At 37.8% G+C, this 20,666-nt stretch carries 11 protein-coding genes and 1 tRNA gene; 4 read left to right on the top strand and 8 right to left on the bottom strand.

Annotated features, from left to right (window positions below; all coding sequences use genetic code 11):
• Positions 1–100 precede the first annotated feature (100 nt).
• Positions 101–583, bottom strand: a complete 483-nt coding sequence (locus tag H8R24_RS14400) for a regulatory protein RecX (protein ID WP_187020303.1) — start codon at positions 581–583, stop codon at positions 101–103.
• 415 nt (positions 584–998) lie between these two features.
• Here H8R24_RS14400 and H8R24_RS14395 point away from each other — a divergent pair, with 415 nt between their 5' ends.
• Complete coding sequence (locus H8R24_RS14395; protein ID WP_187020305.1) at positions 999–6,524, top strand: PA14 domain-containing protein; 5,526 nt, start codon at positions 999–1,001, stop codon at positions 6,522–6,524.
• Between the two features lie 146 nt (positions 6,525–6,670).
• On the top strand, positions 6,671–9,145 hold the full coding sequence (locus H8R24_RS14390; protein ID WP_187020308.1) for a T9SS sorting signal type C domain-containing protein: 2,475 nt from the start codon (positions 6,671–6,673) through the stop codon (positions 9,143–9,145).
• 70 nt (positions 9,146–9,215) lie between these two features.
• On the opposite strand, the gene bioB is transcribed toward H8R24_RS14390, so the two are convergent.
• From bioB to H8R24_RS14375, 3 genes are all read right to left on the bottom strand, one after another.
• A complete protein-coding gene (gene bioB / locus H8R24_RS14385) occupies positions 9,216–10,301 on the bottom strand; it encodes a biotin synthase BioB (protein ID WP_187020310.1) in 1,086 nt (361 codons plus the stop codon).
• A gap of 103 nt (positions 10,302–10,404) precedes the next feature.
• Positions 10,405–10,842: a hypothetical protein gene (locus H8R24_RS14380; RefSeq protein WP_187020313.1), complete on the bottom strand. Its 438-nt coding sequence runs from the start codon at positions 10,840–10,842 to the stop codon at positions 10,405–10,407.
• Positions 10,843–10,942: 100 nt separating this feature from the next.
• The gene (locus tag H8R24_RS14375) at positions 10,943–11,872 is read right to left on the bottom strand and encodes a bifunctional riboflavin kinase/FAD synthetase (RefSeq protein WP_187020316.1); all 930 of its coding nucleotides are present in this window, start codon (positions 11,870–11,872) and stop codon (positions 10,943–10,945) included.
• 216 nt (positions 11,873–12,088) lie between these two features.
• Between H8R24_RS14375 and H8R24_RS14370 the strand changes: the two genes are divergently transcribed.
• The gene (locus tag H8R24_RS14370) at positions 12,089–14,767 is read left to right on the top strand and encodes a zinc-dependent metalloprotease (RefSeq protein WP_187020318.1); all 2,679 of its coding nucleotides are present in this window, start codon (positions 12,089–12,091) and stop codon (positions 14,765–14,767) included.
• Between the two features lie 47 nt (positions 14,768–14,814).
• Here the strand turns inward: H8R24_RS14370 and pth are convergent, their stop codons facing one another.
• The 3 genes from pth to H8R24_RS14355 form a co-directional block, all read right to left on the bottom strand.
• On the bottom strand, positions 14,815–15,477 hold the full coding sequence (gene pth, locus H8R24_RS14365; RefSeq protein WP_187020321.1) for an aminoacyl-tRNA hydrolase: 663 nt from the start codon (positions 15,475–15,477) through the stop codon (positions 14,815–14,817).
• A gap of 607 nt (positions 15,478–16,084) precedes the next feature.
• On the bottom strand, positions 16,085–16,699 hold the full coding sequence (locus H8R24_RS14360; protein ID WP_187020324.1) for a 50S ribosomal protein L25/general stress protein Ctc: 615 nt from the start codon (positions 16,697–16,699) through the stop codon (positions 16,085–16,087).
• Between the two features lie 170 nt (positions 16,700–16,869).
• Positions 16,870–17,811: a ribose-phosphate pyrophosphokinase gene (locus tag H8R24_RS14355; protein ID WP_187020326.1), complete on the bottom strand. Its 942-nt coding sequence runs from the start codon at positions 17,809–17,811 to the stop codon at positions 16,870–16,872.
• 287 nt (positions 17,812–18,098) lie between these two features.
• On the opposite strand from H8R24_RS14355, the gene H8R24_RS14350 reads away from it, so the two are divergent.
• A tRNA-Leu gene (locus tag H8R24_RS14350) sits at positions 18,099–18,178 on the top strand.
• Positions 18,179–18,329: 151 nt separating this feature from the next.
• Here the strand turns inward: H8R24_RS14350 and H8R24_RS14345 are convergent.
• The coding region (locus H8R24_RS14345; protein WP_187020329.1) for a porin family protein at positions 18,330–20,666 on the bottom strand (2,337 nt) is incomplete at its 5' end.

Here is a 20,666-nt window from a genome sequence, read left to right as displayed (position 1 = left end):
TCTGCTAAAATCCGCGTCATCCGCGTTCCATCTGGCAATACAGGATGTTGTAAGTTAGTTTAGCCAGCGTTCCATCTGACAGTACTAAAGTGAAGTCAAATTATTTCACTGATTCGGCATTTTCTAATTCTTTAACTTTTTCGTAAACGAGGTTGCTTTCAAATCCTTTCCTAAGCAAGTTATCGCAAAATTTCTTTCTTTTTTTCAAGGTGTTCGTTTCGGTTGTGTTTTCCCAGGTTCGTTGTGCTAGTTTTTCGAAAGTATCAAAATATTCCTCGACTGTAATTTCTTTAAGTGCAGTAGTAATTAAGCGTTGGTTTATTTTTCGGAATTTCAATTCGTTCGTAATCCGGATGGTTCCCCAATGTTTGATTCGGTGTTTTCCTCTAGCAAAACTGCAAGCAAAACGTTCTTCATTCAGGAAATTGTCTTTGATTAAATGAGCAATAATTTGATCAATTTCATCAGAATCCATTTTCATGCTGCGCAATTTAGACTCGACTTCTTCATGACAGCGCTCTTGGTAAGCGCAGTAATGTTCGATTTTTTTAATGGCGTCTTTTATGGTGTAGATCTCTTTCATTGCTTTTTTTTCGAAGGTGAAAATTACCGTAATTTTTAGATTTTTTGCAAAATTTTTAGATAAAAAAGCATTTTTTAATCCAAGGATCTTTTTTTTTCGTAAGTATAAAGAAGTCTTTTTGCTATTGGAAAGGGCATTCTCTTGCGGTGGTTTTGGGTTTAATTTGTTGATTATTACGGTTATAATAGATCACTTGTTAAAATATGGATCGTGCTGTGTTGGTTGGTTTTAACGCTTCGTTATCGGGTAGTTGATCGGGATTTATGGCTCATTGTCGAGTAAATTTCAATGATAGTAGTATTTAGGGCGATATTGCAGGATTATTGTTGGGTTTATTGTTGTTTTTTGCGAGAGGAACGAATGGTAAACTTAATTGTATTTCAAAAATGAGCCCCCAAATTTTTAAAAATATAACATGGATAAATTTTACTTGCAAAATAGTTGTTTAGCGCAAATTACCAAAAAACACCAATATATGGCGTTCTTACTAATGATCGTAGTTTCTTGTAGCTGCTTTGGAGCGACATATAAATCAATAGCAATATTGCCACCAACTTATTGCGGTGGTATAAATTTTGACGGTGCAACTCCTATTACAAATGTTACAATTGCGGGGATAGCTAATTCTTCTTCTCGAAGTACTACAGTTGAATATGAAAATTACACTTCAATTATCGGGAATGTATGTGCAGGACAAACTGGACTTAGTATTTCGATAGAAGGAAATACGGTAGGAAATTATACAGTGTCTGCTTTTGTGTATATTGATTGGAATCAAAATGGAATTTTAGATGATGCTGGTGAATCATATTATATTGGGAATATTAGTAATTCTACTGGAATTGATGGTAAAGTAGCTAGTTCAATTATAAGTGTGCCTTCTGGAGCAACATCAGGGAATACTAGAATGAGGGTTGTTTTTAGAGACCGTTCGGTTAATAATCCTTGTGTCAAAAGTTCGTCCTACGAATTTGGACAAACGGAAGATTATACTATTAATGTAAATCAGGCACCAGTAGGATTAAGTTATACTTTAGGTTCGCCAGTTTATTGTAGAGGAAGTGCTATCGCAACAAATAGTGCAAGCTTGTCAACTCCTGGAACTCCTTCATCCACCTATACAGTTAGTCCAGCGTTACCAGCGGGATTATCGATAAGTTCAACAACAGGAGCAATTACAGGAACACCAACTGTTGCAGTTGCGGCAGCCAATTATACGGTTTCAGCTACCAATTCATGTGGAGTTGCAACAGTTATTTTAAATATTACAGTAAATGCAGCACCAGCTACACCAGGGACAATTACTCAGCCTACAAATAAATGTGCTAGTACCACAGGGAATACTTTTAGTATTGCAGCGGTTACAGGAGCAACTTCGTATGCATGGTCAGTTACTGGAACAGGTTGGTCAGTTACAGCAGGAGGGACAACTACCTCGGCAACTATAACTATTGGTTCAGGTGCGGGAACGGTTTCTGTTACTGCAACAAATGCGTGCGGTACAAGTTCGTCTTCATCAACGGGAAGTATAACCCCAACAACTGCACCGTCTGTACCAGGAAGTAGTTCGCCCTATACTTTTACATGTAATGGTTTTACTGCTCAGTGGGGGCCACATTATTTATCAACTTCATATTACATAGATGTAGCGACTAATAGTTCCTTTAGTGCAGGAACAATTTTATCTTCATATGATAATTTAAATGTAGGAAATGTTCAGTTTTTAGTTTTGTCAGGATTATCATCAGGAACTACTTATTATTATAGAGTGAGAGCATCTAACGCTTGTGGAACGAGTGGGAATTCTGGCACAATGAGCGGCACTACAACTGGTCCTACAATAGGAACGACTAGTTCGAACCAAAGTGTTTGCTCCGGAAATTCACCAGCAGATATTACGTTAACGGGAAGTACAGGTGCAGTTCAATGGCAATCATCAGTAGATAATTCAAGTTTTTCAAATATTTCGGGTGCTACTTCAAGTGTTTTAAGTAGTGCGCAAATAGGAGTCTTAACTGCTACAAGATATTATCGGGCGATATTAACCAATAGCGGTTGTACATCTTATTCAACGGTTGTAACAGTTACGGTAACAGCTTCTACATTATCCACAACAGGACCAACTATTTGTGTAGGAGGATCTGGTACATTGACAGCGTCTGGTGTTTGTGGGTCTGTATTTACTAATTCAGGAACTGCTTTTTCAGGTGCTTGGACTGGTACTTCTGATCCGACAGCTTTTAGACCAACATTCATAACGAATTCAGCTACTTGTAGTTTCAGTACAACAACTCGCAATTATGTCGCCACTGTTTTTCAAGTAAGTGTAACGGGAAATTATACTTTTTCGATGGATCAAAACGGAAATTACGACGGAATGGGGTATATCACAACTGGCTCATTTGTGCCTGGAAATTGTTCAGGAGGAGGTTCTTGGATAATAGGGGATGACGACAGTAATGGAAATTTTGAACCTAGAATGAATGCTTTATTTACAGCAGGGGTAACTTATACTTTAATCTCCACTACATACGGCACTTCAAATATTTCGGATTCATTTTCATGGACAGTTAGTCCACCTGTAGGAGGTCAAATTATGTTAGAAACTAGTTCGACAATTCAATGGTATACCAATTCAACTGGTGGTACGGCAATTGGTTCAGGAACACCTTTTAACCCAGTAGGAGTTGCTGGTTCTGGATTAGCTAATACAAATACTGCTGGTACTACTATTTTTTATGCAGCTTGTTCTACAAATCCAGGTTGTAGAACGGCTACTTCATTTACGATAAATTCAAGTCCTACGATAGCTGCAATTACAACTCCTGCGGCTTTATGTTCTGGGGGCTTATTGAATCCAACAGCCCCAACAGTTACGGCTAATGGATCAACAGTTACGGCTTCGGGCTGGCAATTGGAGACAGGAGTTGGAACTGGGACATTTGCTAATTTAACGTTACCTTATACAGTTGCCTTTTCGGATAATGGTAAAAATATTAGATATTATGCAACGAACGGTTGCGGTACAACAAATACTAATCAAGTTGTTATAACAGTTAATAATGTACCTACGATAGTTGCAATTACAGCTCCTGCGGCATTATGTTCTGGGGGCGTATTGAATCCAACAGCCCCAACAGTTACGGCTAATGGATTAACAGTTACAGCTTCGGGCTGGCAATTGGAGACAGGAGTTGGAAGTGGGACATTTGCTAATTTAACGTTACCTTACACAGTTGCCTTTGCGGATAATGGTAAAAAGATTAGATATTATGCAACGAACGGTTGCGGTACAACAAATAGTAATGAGGTTACGATAAAAGTAGATAATTTGTTAACAGCACCTACAGTTGGTACTAGGACTCATCCAACTTGTGCAGTAGCAACAGGTAGTGTGGTGTTAAGCGGGTTGCCATCAGGTGCTTGGGCCTTAACGCAGGATCCAGGTAGTATTACAACTACGGGAACTGGTAGTAGTACAACTGTTTCAGGGTTGTCTGCGGGAACTTATAATTTTTCAGTTATTGATGCTAATAATGGAACAGGATTAACTGGTGATTATTTTAGTAATATGGCTCTTACTGGTACGCCAACATTAACACGTACTGATGTAAGTGTTAATTATGATTGGGGAGGAGGTAGCCCGGATTCTTCAATTCCTGCTGATGGTTTTTCTGTAAGATGGTCAGGACAAGTACAGGCACGTTATAGTGAGACTTATACTTTTTCGACTATTAGTGATGATGGTGTACGTTTATGGGTGAACGGTGTGCAAATCATTAATAACTGGACCGATCACGGACCTACTACGGATACAGGAACGATTGCTTTAACAGCTGGTGTGAAATATAGTATTGTTTTGGAATATTATGAGAATGGAGGAGGTGCTTTGTGTCAATTAATATGGAATAGTACTAGTCAAGGTAATGAAACCATTCCGCAATCGCAGTTATTTCCTAGTTCTGGATGTACTGCCCTATTATCAGCTGATGTGGTTATTAATGCTCAACCTGCAACTCCAGCGGCTCCTTCAATTGGTACAATTACTAATATTGATTGTGTGAATGCTACAGGAAGTGTTGTTCTAAACGGTTTGCCTGCTTCTGGTTCTTGGACAATTAATCCAGGTGCTATTACTGGTACTGGAACTTCACATACTATAACAGGATTAACAGGTGGATCTTATGTTTATACGGTAACTAACGCGTCTGGTTGTACTTCTGCTGCCACTAGCGCAGGAGGTATAATGATATCAAATAATGCTGCGGTGACCTGGAACGGAACTGCTTGGTCTAATGGTACGGGACCTACAAGTGCAAGCAACATTATTTTTAATGGTAATTACTCGTCTACAGGAGATTTGTACGGTTGTTCTTGTGAAGTTAGTACGGGAACATCGGTTGCTTTTAATAGCGGAGATTCTATGATTATTACAAACCAAGTTAGAGTTTTAGGAACTGGTACTTTGAGTTTTGATGATACCGCGAGTTTAGTTCAAATAAATAATACGCCTACTGTTGCTAATTCTGGAGTTATTACTTATACTAGAATAACAACACCTATTAGTAATTTTGATTATACGTATTGGTCTTCACCTGTGGTTGGTCAAATTTTATATGATGTGTCACCTTTAACCTTACTGGATAAATTTTATTCGTATAACTCCTTTACTAATAACTGGCAGCAAGAAAATGTTGGTGGGGCAATGACTGCTGGGACTGGTTATATTATTCGTGGACCACAAACACATATGGCACCATCACCTCCTAGTGCGCATATGGTAAATTTTTCGGGTGCTCCGCATAACGGAATTATAAACAAAGCAATTGGTGGGGCTGGTAGTTCTGTTTTAATAGGTAATCCTTATCCGTCAGCAATAGATGCAGATACTTTTATTAATGCGAATACTGCAGTGATAGATGGGACTTTGTATTTCTGGACACATAATACTTCAATTCAATTGGCTTCTAATATTACCAATGGTACAGCGGGTTCAGGGACTTATGCGTATACTTCGGATGACTATGCGGCCTACAACTTGACAGGAGGAGTGGGTACTGCACCGGCACCAAGTAGTACAAATGCAGGATCTGTGAGTACTATAGCGCCTACGGGTAAAATTGCTGCAGGTCAAGCTTTTTTCACCTCGAGTGTAGCGGCAGGAAATGTGGTTTTTAATAATGGTATGAGAATAGGTGGTGGCGGTAGTGCTGCTAATAATTCGCAGTTTTTTAAAATGGCGTCGAGTAAAACGAACAAAGTTATTGAGAAAAATAGATTGTGGTTGGATCTCTACAACAGTCAAGGGGCATTTAAACAAACATTGATTGGTTATATTACAGGAGCGACAAACGACTATGAAAATGCTTATGACGGAGAAAGTTATAATTCTAATGCTTATTTGGATTTCTATAGTGTAACCAAAGATAAAAACTTAGTGGTGCAAGGTAGAGCGTTGCCTTTTGTAGATGAAGATGAAGTTCCAATTGGTTTTACGACTAAAGTTGCCGGAACTTTTGAAATAGCAATGAGTAAAACGGATGGATTATTAGCAAATAAAAATGTGTTTCTAAAAGATAAATTATTGAATACTACCCATAATTTAAAAACGAAGCCTTATTCTTTTACAACCGAAAAAGGAACATTTGATCAACGATTTGTAATTGTGTATGCCGATAAAACATTGGCAACAGATGATTTTGAAGAATCGGTTTCAGGTGTAGTGGTTTCGACAAAAAACAAAGAAATTCAAATTAAATCTGCTGATGAATTGATAGGTAAAGTATTTGTTTATGATTTTACAGGAAAATTAATTTATACTAAAACAGGAATCTCGAATACTGAACATAAAATAAGTAATTTGATAGTGGGCGATAAAGTACTTATCGTTAAGATTATCTTTGAAAATGGTGGTGCAGTAAGCAAGAAAGTGATCTATTAAAGCGTAAGCTTATTAATAATGAGAGCTTCAATACAATTAGTTGTAGCGAGGCTTTTTTATGCAATTTAAAAAAGCGTAAACAGTTGATTATTTGGTTTTTGGTTTAGTATTTTTTGTATATTTGATTGAACTTAATGCTTAATCGAATGAAAATAAAATTACTTTTATTCTTTTTTGGTTTTATTCCGTTTTCTTTTGGACAAAGTATATTTGAAAACGCAATTAATGGTACAAATCCCGGTACTTTAAATCCGTATACAATTGGTCAGTCTGTAGATCCTAATATAACCGTTTCAGGAATTGCGCGTGGAAGCGGCCTGAATGGCAACGTGGGAAATGATCGGTACAATACAAGGGATTGGAATTTGTTAACGATCGACCCAGACGATTACATTGAGTTTACTATTAGTCCAAGTGTAGGATATAAAGTAAGCTTTATTAATTTTGTTTATAAAGCACAAGTCTCGACTACTGGCCCTCGTCAGTTTTCTTTTCGTTCTAGTGTAGACGGATTTGCATCAAATGTAAACCTGCCAGTGATTCCTAATTCTGCCAGCGAAGAAACACCTTTACCTATTGATCTGACAGCTGCTAATTTTCAAAATGTTACCAGTCCAATCACTTTTAGAATATATGCTTGGGGTGGTACTGCTACTACCGGTACCTTCAGTATTAATGAATTTAGTTTTAATGGCATTGTTGCTTGTGATTTAGCAGTTCCTACTATTGGAGCCGTTGTACATCCTACTTGCACAGTTCCTACGGGTTCTATTCAGCTCAATAATTTACCTGCTACAGGAAATTGGAATCTTTATCAAAATGGTAGTTTGATTGTAGCTGGAGGTACAGGCGCGTCTACAACTGTTTCGGGGCTTAGTTCCGGTAGTTATAGTTATCATGTTGCAAATTTGTATTGTTCATCTCTTGCTACTGCAAATGTGACAATTAATCCTATTACTACTTCTTGGGACGGCAGTACTTGGTCCAGTGGCGCACCGGATATAAATAAAGCTGTGGTTTTTAATGGAAATTACACGTCTGTTAGTGATATTGATGCTTGTAGTTGTCAGGTGCTTTCTGGTGCTGTTACGATTAACTCAAGTCATTCCTTAACGGTTGTTAACGGAGTTGCTGTTGCGGGAGGGTCTCTTAGTTTTGAAGATGGTGCTAGTTTGGTTCAAATAAATAATTTGGCTTTGAATTCGGGAAATATCACTTACAAGCGATTCACAACTGCAGTTAGTAATTTTGATTATACGTATTGGTCATCACCAGTTTTTGGACAAATATTATATGATGTATCGCCACTTACTTTGTTGGATAAGTTTTATTCTTTTAACTCCTTTACGGACAATTGGCAACAAGAAAATGTATCTGGTTCAATGATGGCCGGTACGGGTTACATTATTAGAGGACCGCAAACACATATGTCACCAGCACCGCCTAGTACGTATGAAGTGGGTTTTGTGGGTAGTCCGCATAATGGAGTTGTGAGTGTGCCTATTGGTGGAGCTGGAAATTCCGTTTTAGTAGGTAATCCATATCCGTCGGCAATAGACGCCGACGCTTTTATAGCCGCAAATTCGGCTGTGATTGACGGTACTTTGTATTTCTGGACACACAATACTTCGATTCAATTAGCATCTAATATTACCAACGGAACTGCCGGTTCTGGAACTTATGCTTATACTTCGGATGATTATGCTGTTTATAATTTATCTGGAGGAGTGGGCACTGCTCCAGCAGCTAGTAGTGGGAATGCAGGTTCTGTGAGTACTTTAGCACCTTCGGGTAAAATTGCTGCTGGCCAAGCTTTCTTTACATCGAGTATTGGTTCGGGGAATGTTGTATTTAATAATAACATGCGATTAGGAGGCGGTGGAAGTGCTGGGAATAATTCGCAGTTTTTTAAAACGGCATCGAATACTAAAAAGAATAAAACCATAGAGAGAAATAGATTGTGGCTGGAGTTGTATAATAACCAGGGGGCTTATAAACAAACTATGATAGGTTACATATCTGGAGCTACGAACGATTATGATAATGCATTTGACAGCGAAAGTTATAATGCTAATGCTTATTTGGATTTTTATAGTATTATTAAGGATAAAAACGTAGTGATTCAAGGTAGAGCGTTGCCGTTTGTGGAAGAAGATGAGGTGGCAATAGGTTTTAGTACTAAAGTTGCGGGGGCTTTTGAAATTGCGATCAGTAAAACAGACGGTTTATTGATTAATAAAGAGGTGTATTTAAAAGACAACGTATTGAATACCGTACACAATCTAAAAACCAAGCCCTACTGTTTTACAACAGAAAAAGGTGTTTTTAATCAACGATTTGTTATCTTGTATGCAGGTAAAGTATTGGCGACAGCCAAGCTTGATCCATCTGTTTCAGGAGTAGTGATTGCGACAAAAAATAAAGAAATTGAAGTTAAATCTGCGGATGAATTGATAGATAAAGTATATGTTTACGACTTTAGTGGAAAATTGATTTACACGAAAACAAAAATTTTCAATAGAGCGTATAAAATAGAGGATTTAATAAGTAGGGGAAAATTTCTTATTGTTAAGGTTGTTTTGGAAAACGGGAAAATGGTAAATAAAAAAGTGTTTCTTTAAATCGGTATATCTTTTTTGCAAAAAAAAAGCCCATTCTGTTGTGGTAGAATGGGCTTTTGAAGTTTTTGATTTATTTTCCTTTGCCAGAAGCTTCAAGATTTTTTTCAATTACATGTCCAGGTCTTGACCATTTTGGTTTTTCGCCAAGTGGTGCAAACTGAGAATTTTCGGCTTCAACCGTTGCTGGTTGCGAAACTTTAGTAAATGGTTTTTGTGGGTTCAGTCCTAACATTTCAAACATTTTCATGTCTTCATTCACGTCTGGATTTGGTGTAGTTAATAATTTATCTCCTGCAAAGATAGAGTTGGCACCTGCAAAGAAGCACATGGCTTGTCCTTCACGGCTCATGTTCATTCTTCCTGCTGATAGACGCACTTGAGTTTCTGGCATGATGATACGAGTTGTTGCAACCATACGAATCATTTCCCAAATTTCAACTGGTTTCTCTTCTTCCATTGGAGTCCCTTCAACCGCTACTAATGCATTAATAGGCACTGATTCTGGCTGGGGATTTAGAGTAGAAAGTGCCACTAGCATTCCTGCTCTGTCTTCGATGCTTTCTCCCATTCCTATAATTCCACCACTACAAACTGTTACATTGGTTTTACGTACGTTTTCTATCGTTTGTAAACGATCTTCAAAACCACGAGTCGAAATCACTTCTTTATAATATTCCTCAGAGGTGTCTAAGTTGTGGTTGTAAGCATATAAACCAGCTTCGGCTAGACGGTGTGCTTGGTTTTCAGTGATCATTCCTAATGTACAACATACTTCCATATCCAGTTTATTGATGGTACGCACCATTTCAAGAACTTGATCAAACTCAGGTCCATCTTTTACGTTTCTCCATGCAGCTCCCATACAAACTCTTGAAGAACCACTTTCTTTAGCTCTTAAAGCTTGTGCTTTTACTTGATTGACAGACATTAGATCATTTCCTTCTACAGAGGTGTGGTATCTAGCTGCTTGCGGGCAATAGCCACAGTCTTCTGGACATCCACCTGTTTTTATAGATAATAAAGTAGAAACCTGAACCACATTAGGATCATGGTGCTCTCTATGGATTGATGCTGCTTCATACAGCAAGTCCATCATTGGTTTATTGTATATATTGATAATCTCTTCTTTCGTCCAGTTATGTTTAGTAATGCTCATTGATGCGTTTTTTTAGTGCTTCAAAAGTAGTTAATTAGTTCTAATGTAACAATTCAAATGCGGTGAAAAAAGACTAATGCAACTATTTTCAAAAAGGAATGAATTAATCGGAAGGATATTTGCTTTTCCAATACAGCATTAATGAAAAACTAACAATTACTGCAGAAACGATTCCTTCAAAAAGCAAAGAAATAGAATAGGTCATAACTGTTGGGTCTCCACCAAATAAAAAGGAAGCCGAAAGGGATGCAATATAATTGTCACCGCCTTGCAAGTAGCTGTAAAAAATAAGCCCTACAATGCTAATAAATACCCCAATAAGTGAGGTGACAAGCGCTCCAGAAGCATTGAATGCAAAATTGGTTTTGCCTTCTTTGAAGTTGCTTTGCAAAGTCCTATTGGCGCCGTAATAGATGAAGAGAATGTTAAAAGCTCGTAAGTAAAATACATCGGCTAGGTTTAGCGCTTTCATTAGTAAAAAATAAATGCTAATTCCTACCCAAATGAGGATTCCGTTTGATAATTCTTTAGTGAGTTTCATACTTTTAGTTTTAAAATGGTTAAAAAGTAACTATTTGAAAATAAGTGGTTAAACTCAAATTTACGTAAAAATGTAGTACGCAAACGGTGCTTTTGTAATATTAACGTTTGTTGAGGTAGGTTGTGGCTGTTTCTTTGTCTCGTTCTAGTTGTTGGGTTAATTCGGTCACCGACTCAAATTTTTGCTCAGGACGTATGTAGTGCAAGATCGAAACAGATAATTGATGTCCGTATAAATCGGCATCAAAATCAAAAAAGTGGACTTCGATAGATAAGTTTTTACCTTGAACCGTTGGGTTGAACCCAATGTTCATCATACCATAAACCGTTTTGTTGTTAATGGTGCTTTGTACAATATAAACACCGTTTAGCGGAATCAGTTTGTAATTTTCTTCTATTTTAATGTTGGCTGTAGGGAATCCTATTGTGCGTCCGAGTTGTTTTCCTTTAAAAACAGTACCTGTTAAAGGATAGTTGTAGTCTAAATATTCGTTAGCAAGTGTCATGTTGCCTTCGGATAATGCTTTTCTTATTTTTGTAGAACTAACGGAGATATCGTCAATTTCTTGAACTGTTATTTGTTCTACTTCAAAATCATATTCTTTACCAAAATCGATAAGATCATCTATATTAGCGGTACGATTTCTGCCAAAACGGTGGTCGTGGCCAATGATTATTTTATGAATATGAAATTGATCAACTAAGACTGTTTTTACAAATTCTTCGGCAGTTAGTCTCGAAAATGTTTCGTCAAAAGGGTGAATAACTAAGTTTTCAATGCCTATTTGCTCTAATAAGTCGATTTTTTCGGCTATTGTATTGAGTAGTTTAATTTCCGATTGTTCTTGTAAAACCATTCTTGGGTGCGGAAAAAAAGTAAGTACAAGACTTTCGTATTTTTCGTTTGCCGTATTTTGAATTATGCGTTCCAGAATCTTTCTATGGCCAACATGAACACCGTCATAGGTGCCTAGTGTTAGTATTGTTTTTTTGGAGGAACTAAAATCTTTTATAGAATGAAAAATCTTCAAAGCAAATGTTTTATAATGCTGCAAATTTATGCTAATCTATTTTAATTGCGAAGCGAAGACGAATGGATTTTCATTGAATATCAGATAATTTTAAGGAAAATTGTACTTTTTGCTTGAAGCAAATGAGGAAAAGCTGGGTTTAAAGTAATTTTATGCTTTTTCGGCGGATTTGTTCCTTATAAATACTTTAATTTTGGAACATAAATTTTTTGGACCATGACAAAATACTTTACATTACTATTTATTACGCTATTTTTTTCAACAATAACTGTCCATAGTCAAGCACTTTGGAAACGTGTGGATGCTGGTTCAGTGTCTAATACGGCTAGAAATAGTAGTGTGCAAAAAAGTGGATCAATGTCCTTTCAATTGGATTCTACTATTTTAAAAGAGAAAATTAGTGCTATTGATGGCAAGACTGTAAAAGATAAAGGTGTCGAAATTACGATGCCGAATGCAAAGGGTGAGTTGGAAACTTTTTTGATTTGGGAATCGTCTAATTTTGAACCAGAGTTGCAAGCGCAGTACCCTGATATTAGGGCTTTTGCTGGAGTAGGAGTGACCGATAAAAAAGCATCTCTTCATTTTAGTATAGCACCATCCGGAATTCAAACGATGGTTTTGAGAGCGGGAAGTGCCTCTGAGTTTATAGAATCGGTCGAAGGAGGGTCTTTATATACATTACTGACTAATGAAAATAGAGAACAAGGTAGTTTGCCAATGATTTGTAAGACCGAAGATGTGGTTTTGAACAATGAGTTGCTCAGTAAAACAGCAAAGACGGTTGCTAATAATAAATCGTTTAAAACCTACCGATTGGCTTTGTCTTGTACGGCCGAGTATACCACTTATTATGGCGGCACTATTGTGGCTGCTCTAGTGGGTATGAATGCTACTATGACGAGGGTTAATGGTATTTTTGGCAAAGATTTGGCGGTTAAATTAGTGCTGATTACCAATAATACTTCAATTATGTATACCGATGCCAAGACAGATCCTTATTCTGATGCGGCTACTGGAGCTGATGGAGATTGGGCACAAGAGCTTCAAACTAATTTGACTAATACAATTGGAAATAGCGGGTATGATATCGGTCATTTATTTGGTGAGTCTGGAGGTGGCGGAAACGCCGGTTGTATTGGTTGTATTTGTGTAGCACCTACCACGCAAAATCCATTGCGAAAAGGAAGTGCTTATACTTCTCCATCTGATAATAAACCACAGGGTGATACATTTGATATAGATTTCGTTGCCCATGAAATGGGTCATCAATTGGGTGCAAACCATACTTTTTCACACGAGATAGAAGGTTCTGGAGTTAATGTAGAGCCAGGAAGTGGTTCAACCATTATGGGTTATGCAGGGATAACAACTGATTATGATGTGCAAGCACGATCAGATGATTATTTTTCGTTTGCCAGTATTAAGCAAATTCAAGTCAACTTATCGGGTAAATCTTGTGGTACAAGCACTACTATTACTAATAGCCCGCCTACAATTAGCGCGGGTGATGATTATACCATTCCAAAAGGAACCGCTTTTATTTTGAAAGGAACAGGATCTGATGTTAATGGGGATACTGTGAGTTATACTTGGGAAGAGAATGACGTTGCATCTACTTCGTCAGGTGCTAATAGTCTGGCTGTGCCAACAAAAACTGACGGTCCGTTATTTCGTTCGTTATATCCTAGTAGCACTGCGGTGCGATACATGCCATCTTATAGTAGTGTGTTGGCAAATAAGTTGAGTAGTAAATGGGAATCAGTGCCTACAGTAGGTCGAACCTTGAACTTTGTGTTAACAGGTAGGGATAATGCGAGTGAAACAACTGCTCAAACTAATTTTGACGAAACGGTTATTACGGTTAGTGGAACGGTAGGGCCATTTGCAGTTACGTCTCAAAATACAGAGAATTTAGGGTGGGCACAAAACTCAACTCAAACTATAACTTGGAGTGTGAATGGGAGTAATGCATTGGCAGGCTCTGCTACTGTGAATATCAAATTATCTACTGATGGCGGATTGACGTTTCCAACGAATCTTGTTTTAAATACACCAAACGACGGATCAGAGACGATTACAGTGCCAAATGTGATCGCTAAAAGCTGTAGAATATTGATAGAACCTACTGGAAATATATATTATGCTGTCAATAGTACCGCGTTTTCAATAGGATATGCTGTGACTTCAAGCTGTAGTAATTTTACTTTCGCAGCTCCATTTGCAATACCAGAACAATCCACTTATACTACCAGAACGATTAGTTTTCCGTCGACTAATGACCTTGTGGCTGATGTGAATTTTAATGTAAATTTTACACATACCTATTTAAGTGATGTTCAAATGGAAATCATCAGCCCGCTTGGGGCCACTGTGAAGTTGTTTGATCAAAGTTGTAGTAGTACCAATAGTACATTGGATTTGATTTATGATGATTCGGGTACCGACTTGGTTTGTGGGCAAACGACGGTGCAAACCATTAGCCCGTATGAAGCATTAGCTGCTTTTAATGGCGAAAATCCATCTGGAACTTGGACGTTTAGGATTCGCGATGCTTTTAAAAACGATACGGGAACATTGAATGCTGCAGGAATGGTGGTTTGTACAAAAGCGTATACTACTTTGTCTACTAGCGATTTACAGCTTACGGATTTTGCGGTGCACCCCAATCCGAATAAAGGAATTTTTACGGTTCAATTCACAAGTGATTCGGCAAACGATGTGAAAGTGTTTGTACACGACTTATTGGGTAGAAAGCTGTATGAAAATAGCTTTGCTGCTGCTTATTTGTTTAATGAAACGATTGGTCTTGGTACAGTTCCATCAGGGGTTTATTTACTGACCGTGATTGATGGTGATAGAAAAACAGTGAAAAAATTAGTAATCCAGAAATAATAGGATTGCTATAAGATAGAAAGAGGAAGCGTACTGCTTCCTCTTTTTTATTTACCGTTGTAGGTTGTCATGGTGTTCTCTAGACCTGCTGTGCCAAATGACTTTATAATTTCCGTGGCGGTTTCTAGTCGTTCTGGAAGTTTTTCTTTTTCGGTTTCGTCCCAGTCTCCTAATACATAGTCAACTTGTTGGCCTTTTTTAAACTCGTCACTGATTCCAAAACGAAAACGGGTGTACTTATTGGTGTTTAAGACAAGATTGATGTTTTTAAGTCCGTTATGGCCTCCATCGCTTCCTTTGGGTTTGATGCGAATGGTTCCAAAGGAAAGGTTCAAGTCATCAGTGATTACAAAAATATTTTCTAGCGGAATGTTTTCTTTGTCCATCCAGTAGTGTACGGCTTTCCCACTCAAATTCATGTAGGTATTGGGTTTCAATAGCAGGAATGTTCTCCCTTTGAACTTGTATTGAGCCAGTGCGCCTAGTTTTACGGTTTCAAAAGACAGGCTTTCTTTTTTGGCTAGGTGATCGAGTACTTTAAAGCCGATGTTGTGTCTTGTGTTTACATATTCGGCACCTATGTTGCCTAGTCCTACTATTAAAAATTTATTACTCATGGGGTTTGTATTGTTTGGGTCTTCGTGAGCCACTTGTTTTTTGTTATCTGCTGTTTCTCTTGTTGTGAACAGTGCTTTGATCCATTGTATCATGCTGCAAAAGTAAACTTAATTCGATAAATTGTCAAATTAGATGCTTGGTTATATTTTGGAATTGTATTGGGTGTGTGGATTGCGGGATGGGACAGGGATGACGCGGATGGAGCGGATTTTTACTGATTTTTATGTTCTATTGGGGGGGTGTATTGTGGGGTTGTATTGGGTTTGTATTGCGGGATGGGACACGGATGACACGGATGGAACGGATTTTTGCTGATTTTTATGTTGTATTGTGGGTTGTTTTTGGGGTCTGCTTTGTGGGATGGGACAGGGATGATGCGGGTGGAGTGGTTTTTTTGTGGTTTTATTGTTGGATTTAGGGTATTGAGTTGAGGTGTTGATGTAGTGGGTTTGAGTGTCTTTGTTGAGTAGTGAGCGCGGGGTGGTAGCCCCGATAGCAGTGGAAATCCTTTTGGTACGCCTTTTTTTGGCGTGCCAAAAGATTGTAGCGAATAGCGGGAGGGATGTTGTTGTGTGGAATATTGTGGTGCTCCTGATGCAGGAAACAGTTAATGGATTGGGTGTGGGTTTTTTAAGTATTAGGCAAAAAAAAAGCACCAGTGTTGAAACTGATGCTTTTGATATGTTGTAGAGAAAAATATTATTTTTTCTTTCCTTTTGCAGGTCCTGCTTTTGCAGCTTTTGCAGCTTCTTGAGCCGCTTTCATAGCAGCACGAGAAATCTTCACTTGACAGATAACAGTGTTGTCTGGGTGCATGATTTTAAAGTCTGGAGTAGGAACTTGCGTAACGTATAATTTGTTACCCATGTTAAGTGGAGTAATGTCAGCCTCAACAAAATCAGGAAGATTTGCTGGTAACGCTTTTACTTTTAATTTACGGTTGTTTAAACGTAAATCACCACCTGCCATAACACCTTTTGATTTACCAGTGATTTTTACTGGAACTTCAATAGTGATTTCTTTGTCATCAAAGATTTGAAAGAAATCTAGGTGAAGAATTTTGTCAGATACTGGGTGTACTTGAATGTCTTGCATGATAGCTGTATAAGACTTTCCGTTTGCCAATTCAATCACAACTGTGTGAGCGTTTGGAGTGTAAACCAAGTTTTTGAATGCTTTTTCTTCTGCTGAAAAATGTACTGGTTGATCTCCTCCGTATAACACGCAAGGAACCGCTCCAGCATTACGTAAGGCTTTAGTCGCAACTTTTCCCACGCTTTCTCTTTCTGATCCTTTAATTGTAATCGATTTCATTGTAAATATTTATATAGTTATTAATTAAACTCTTCTTTTTAAGTGACTCGCTTTTAGTGATTAATGATTAGCATTGGCTAGTCGTTAGTTATTAAATGCTCATTACTTCTGTCTTTTGAAATAGAATGCTGTAAATGTATAGTATAAAGTTTTCACCATTGACTACTAACTTACATGATAAACTTACCGCTTATCGAGTTGTTGTGATGTACCATGTGCATTACTTCGGCAAACAAAGGGGCACAACTCAGCACTCTTATTTTTTTGGATTCTCTCTTTAATGGGATCGAATCGGTAACAATTAATTCTAGTAATTTAGATTTTTCTATTTTTTCGTAGGCGTCTCCTGATAAAATGGCGTGTGTACAAATTGCTCTTACGCTCAATGCTCCTTTTTCCATCATTAAATCGGCGGCTTTCGCCAATGTTCCTCCGGTATCAATCATGTCGTCTACCAGGATTACATTTTTACCTTTTACTTCACCAATTAATTCCATGGTGTCGATAATGTTTGCTTCTTTTCTTTGCTTGTAGCAAATAACTACATCTGATTCTAAGAATTTTGAATAAGCATAAGCTCTTTTTGAACCTCCCATATCTGGAGAAGCAATAGTCAAGTTGTCCAATCCTAAGCTTTTTACATAAGGCAAAAAGATAGTAGAGGCAAACAGGTGGTCTACTGGTTTTTCAAAAAATCCTTGAATTTGGTCAGCATGCAAATCCATGGTCATTACTCTTGTTGCTCCAGCAGTTTCTAACAATTTTGCTGTTAGTTTAGCTCCTATCGGCACTCTTGGTTTGTCTTTTCTATCTTGTCTAGCCCAACCAAAGTAAGGTATTACTGCGGTAATATGCCTTGCTGAGGCGCGTTTTGCAGCGTCAATCATTAGTAATAATTCCATCAAATTATCTGAATTTGGGAATGTAGAACATACGATAAATACACGTAACCCTCTGATTGACTCTTCGTAAGAAGGTTGGAATTCACCGTCACTGTAATGCGACATGGTAACTTTTCCTAAAGGAATTCCGTACTCTGCAGCGATTTTCTCTGCAAGATAGACACTTTGTGAACAAGCAAAAATTTTAGCTTCTGGTTCTAGGTGTGACATTTAATTTGTTGTTTTTATTCCGCTTCGCTCCATACAATTCGGCTTTGATATTTATCTTTGCCAGATTACGTATGCGCCTCGGGTGTAGTTAGTTGTGTGTTGCGTTTTTAATGCGGTGCAAATTTAGAAAAATATTTCCACTCTGAAAGGAAAAAATTAAGTATTTTTAGTAGAAATTGTAATATTATTTTTTACATTTGCATCGTGTTAAAGAAATAGCTGTTTGGCTACCACCAAATAGTTCTTTATTGCGTTGCGATGACTGTTGTCATTTCATGTCTGCTAAAGCCCGGATGGCGGAATTGGTAGACGCGCTGGTCTCAAACACCTGTGGGAAACCGTGCCGGTTCGACTCCGGCTCCGGGTACTTAAAAGCCTCTTAATCGTATGATTAAGAGGCTTTTTGCTTTTTAAGGGTGGCTAAAAGGGTGGCCAAATGTTGTTTATCTCGTGCGGGTGTTTGTATTTACGAAACACTAGAAAGCGTTCAAGTGGGAGAAAAAAAGGTGCAACGGTTTTTATTGTAGCGATTTTTTATGGTAAAAATCAGCAAGTTGTACTTCTAGGTAGATTTCTATTTCGGTCTGTTTTTTTCCTTTTTGTAGCATTTCAAATACTTTTGAAAGATTTGCTTTTTTAAAGTCCTTCAATAATCCTTTATCATCCACGACATCTCCATAGGTCAAATCATTCATTTGTTCCTGCATCCATTTGTGGGCATTGTATTTCTTGTCCTTTACTTCAAGGTATTTCAGTGTTTTTTCGCTAATGGTTTTTCCTTTAGCGCGCAAGTTGTTAACGTAAGCATGGGCTTTTATCGATTCTTCTTCCATGGCAATATCGATTCTAGCGGCGTCTTTGTATAAAATTTTTAAACTGCTAAACACCAATTTGTTGTACGAATCAATGTAATCTTTGTTTTCATACAAATAGTCCAAATAGTGTACTGCAGTATTTTTATATCCTTTATCGGGTTTTTCTTCATCAAGATGCAAGGTTTTTTCTAGTAGTGCAAGTTTTGTAGTAATGCCATCTACATCTTTTAGTCCTTTAAAGTCTGGGGTTTCTAGCAGGTTTGTAATGACTTTACTAATGCTGTCATGGGTGCCCGAAAACAGATGGGTTCTATAGGCAAATAAAAAAATCTTGTCTTTTTTATTTTTTATTTTTTCTGCTGCTTCTGCTTCTTCTGCTTCAACTTGGGGTTTTCTGTCGAAGTTTAATTTGATGTTTCCAATGTCAAAATTGTAGTTGTAGCCAAAAGTAACGGTCAAACTACGATTGTTTGTTGTGACTGACGACTGAAACAATTGTATGGCGCTAAGGTTGAAATTGTGTTTTTGTTTGTAAATGTAGGAGGCATTCGCTCTAAAATTAGTTACTGCTGTGGAGCCAGATTTCCCTTGACTGGAATTATAGGAGCTAGAAAGTCCAGTGTTTAGTTTTTTGTTAAAAAATTTCTTGTTTACATTAACGGTAGGGCCCCAGGTGGTAGCATCTTCTCTACCTATCGTGTTTACGGTTCCGTTTAAGGCTGCCGTTATATTGGTGTTTTTTTTAGGAAATCCTAAAGTGTACGAGGTATTCATGTTATGAAAGGTAGAAGCATCACCGATCCTTACAATGCCGCCTTGTGCATTGGCTACATCAGTCAGTGAGTAGTTGATGTTTAGGTTTTTTTGAACAGTTTCTTTTTTTGAAATCAAATAGTTAACGTTCAAATTCGCATTTTGTGATATTTGTTTAAAATCCAGTTGGTCGCTGATAGTTCCCATGATGTTAGTATTGTTAATCACATCAAATTGGTTGACTTTGGTATTGGTGTAACTGCTAAAGTTAGAATAGGAACCGGTTAACATTAATTTTTGAGTCGCATTAAATGTCGCGTTAATCGAGCCTACCGTTCTGTGTGTTCCTTGTTCTTTTTGGTTTTCAAGATCGTCTTTTTGATAACCTACATTAAAAGCCAGGTTTAATTTATTTTGGAATAATTGTGTGGTGGTATTTAAAGTGATGTTTTCGAAATCATTATTAAAAAAATAAGCACCTAAGGTGGTGTAACCTGGATCAATACGCTCATAAGTAACGCCTAGCGACGAACCTTTAAAGTTGTAATCAAAACCGGCTTTTAAGGCCGCATAATGTTCTGTTGAGGCTCTATTGTTAAACAATTTTCCAGCTATGCCTGTGCCTGTAGTAGCAGTGGGTGCTGCACGTAGATCTTGGGTGATGGCAGTAGAGGCATACTCTGCTTTTATTTTTAAGTTATCTACTATTTTGTAGGACCCATCAATACTTACTACTAAATTTTCCTTGGGAGTGACTCCTTTGTTGTCTGGGACCGCTATCAGGGAATTGATGTTATCCTTAGCATAAAACGCTATAACTCCTAGGCTGTATTTTTCTTGTTCGTAGTTGATCTTGGCCCCATAACCAAAACGTGAAAACGCAGGAACCGTGCGTTCGTCTCCAGTATCCTCCGTAGCTTTTAGCAATCGCCCCGCCATGGCAGCGATTTTAAAATGCCCTTTAGGACTGAGTTCTACTCCACCACCTGTAAACTGATAACCGCTTAAAGTGTATGGCGAAAAACTCATATTAGCATCACCTATATGGGCTTGTATCCATTTGTATTTGGGATGCAAACTCAAGCGATTAAATTTGTAGGGCACTTGATAATCCAGATTAGCACCTTGATTCGAATAGCTGTAACTCACCGGCATACTCAATGCCATAAAACTAACATTAAGACTCCCTTGCAAATAATACGTAAATGGTGCTCTACCGCTGTTTTGATTGGAATCATAAAAAATGCTATTGGCAGACACTGCACCACTTATTTTTAAGGGTCTACC

The sequence above is a fragment of the Flavobacterium muglaense genome (assembly GCF_014305155.1).
Lineage (GTDB): Bacteria > Bacteroidota > Bacteroidia > Flavobacteriales > Flavobacteriaceae > Flavobacterium > Flavobacterium muglaense.
The sequence above is the reverse complement of the archived record's forward strand: the minus strand, read 5'-3'. Positions and strand labels throughout refer to the sequence as shown.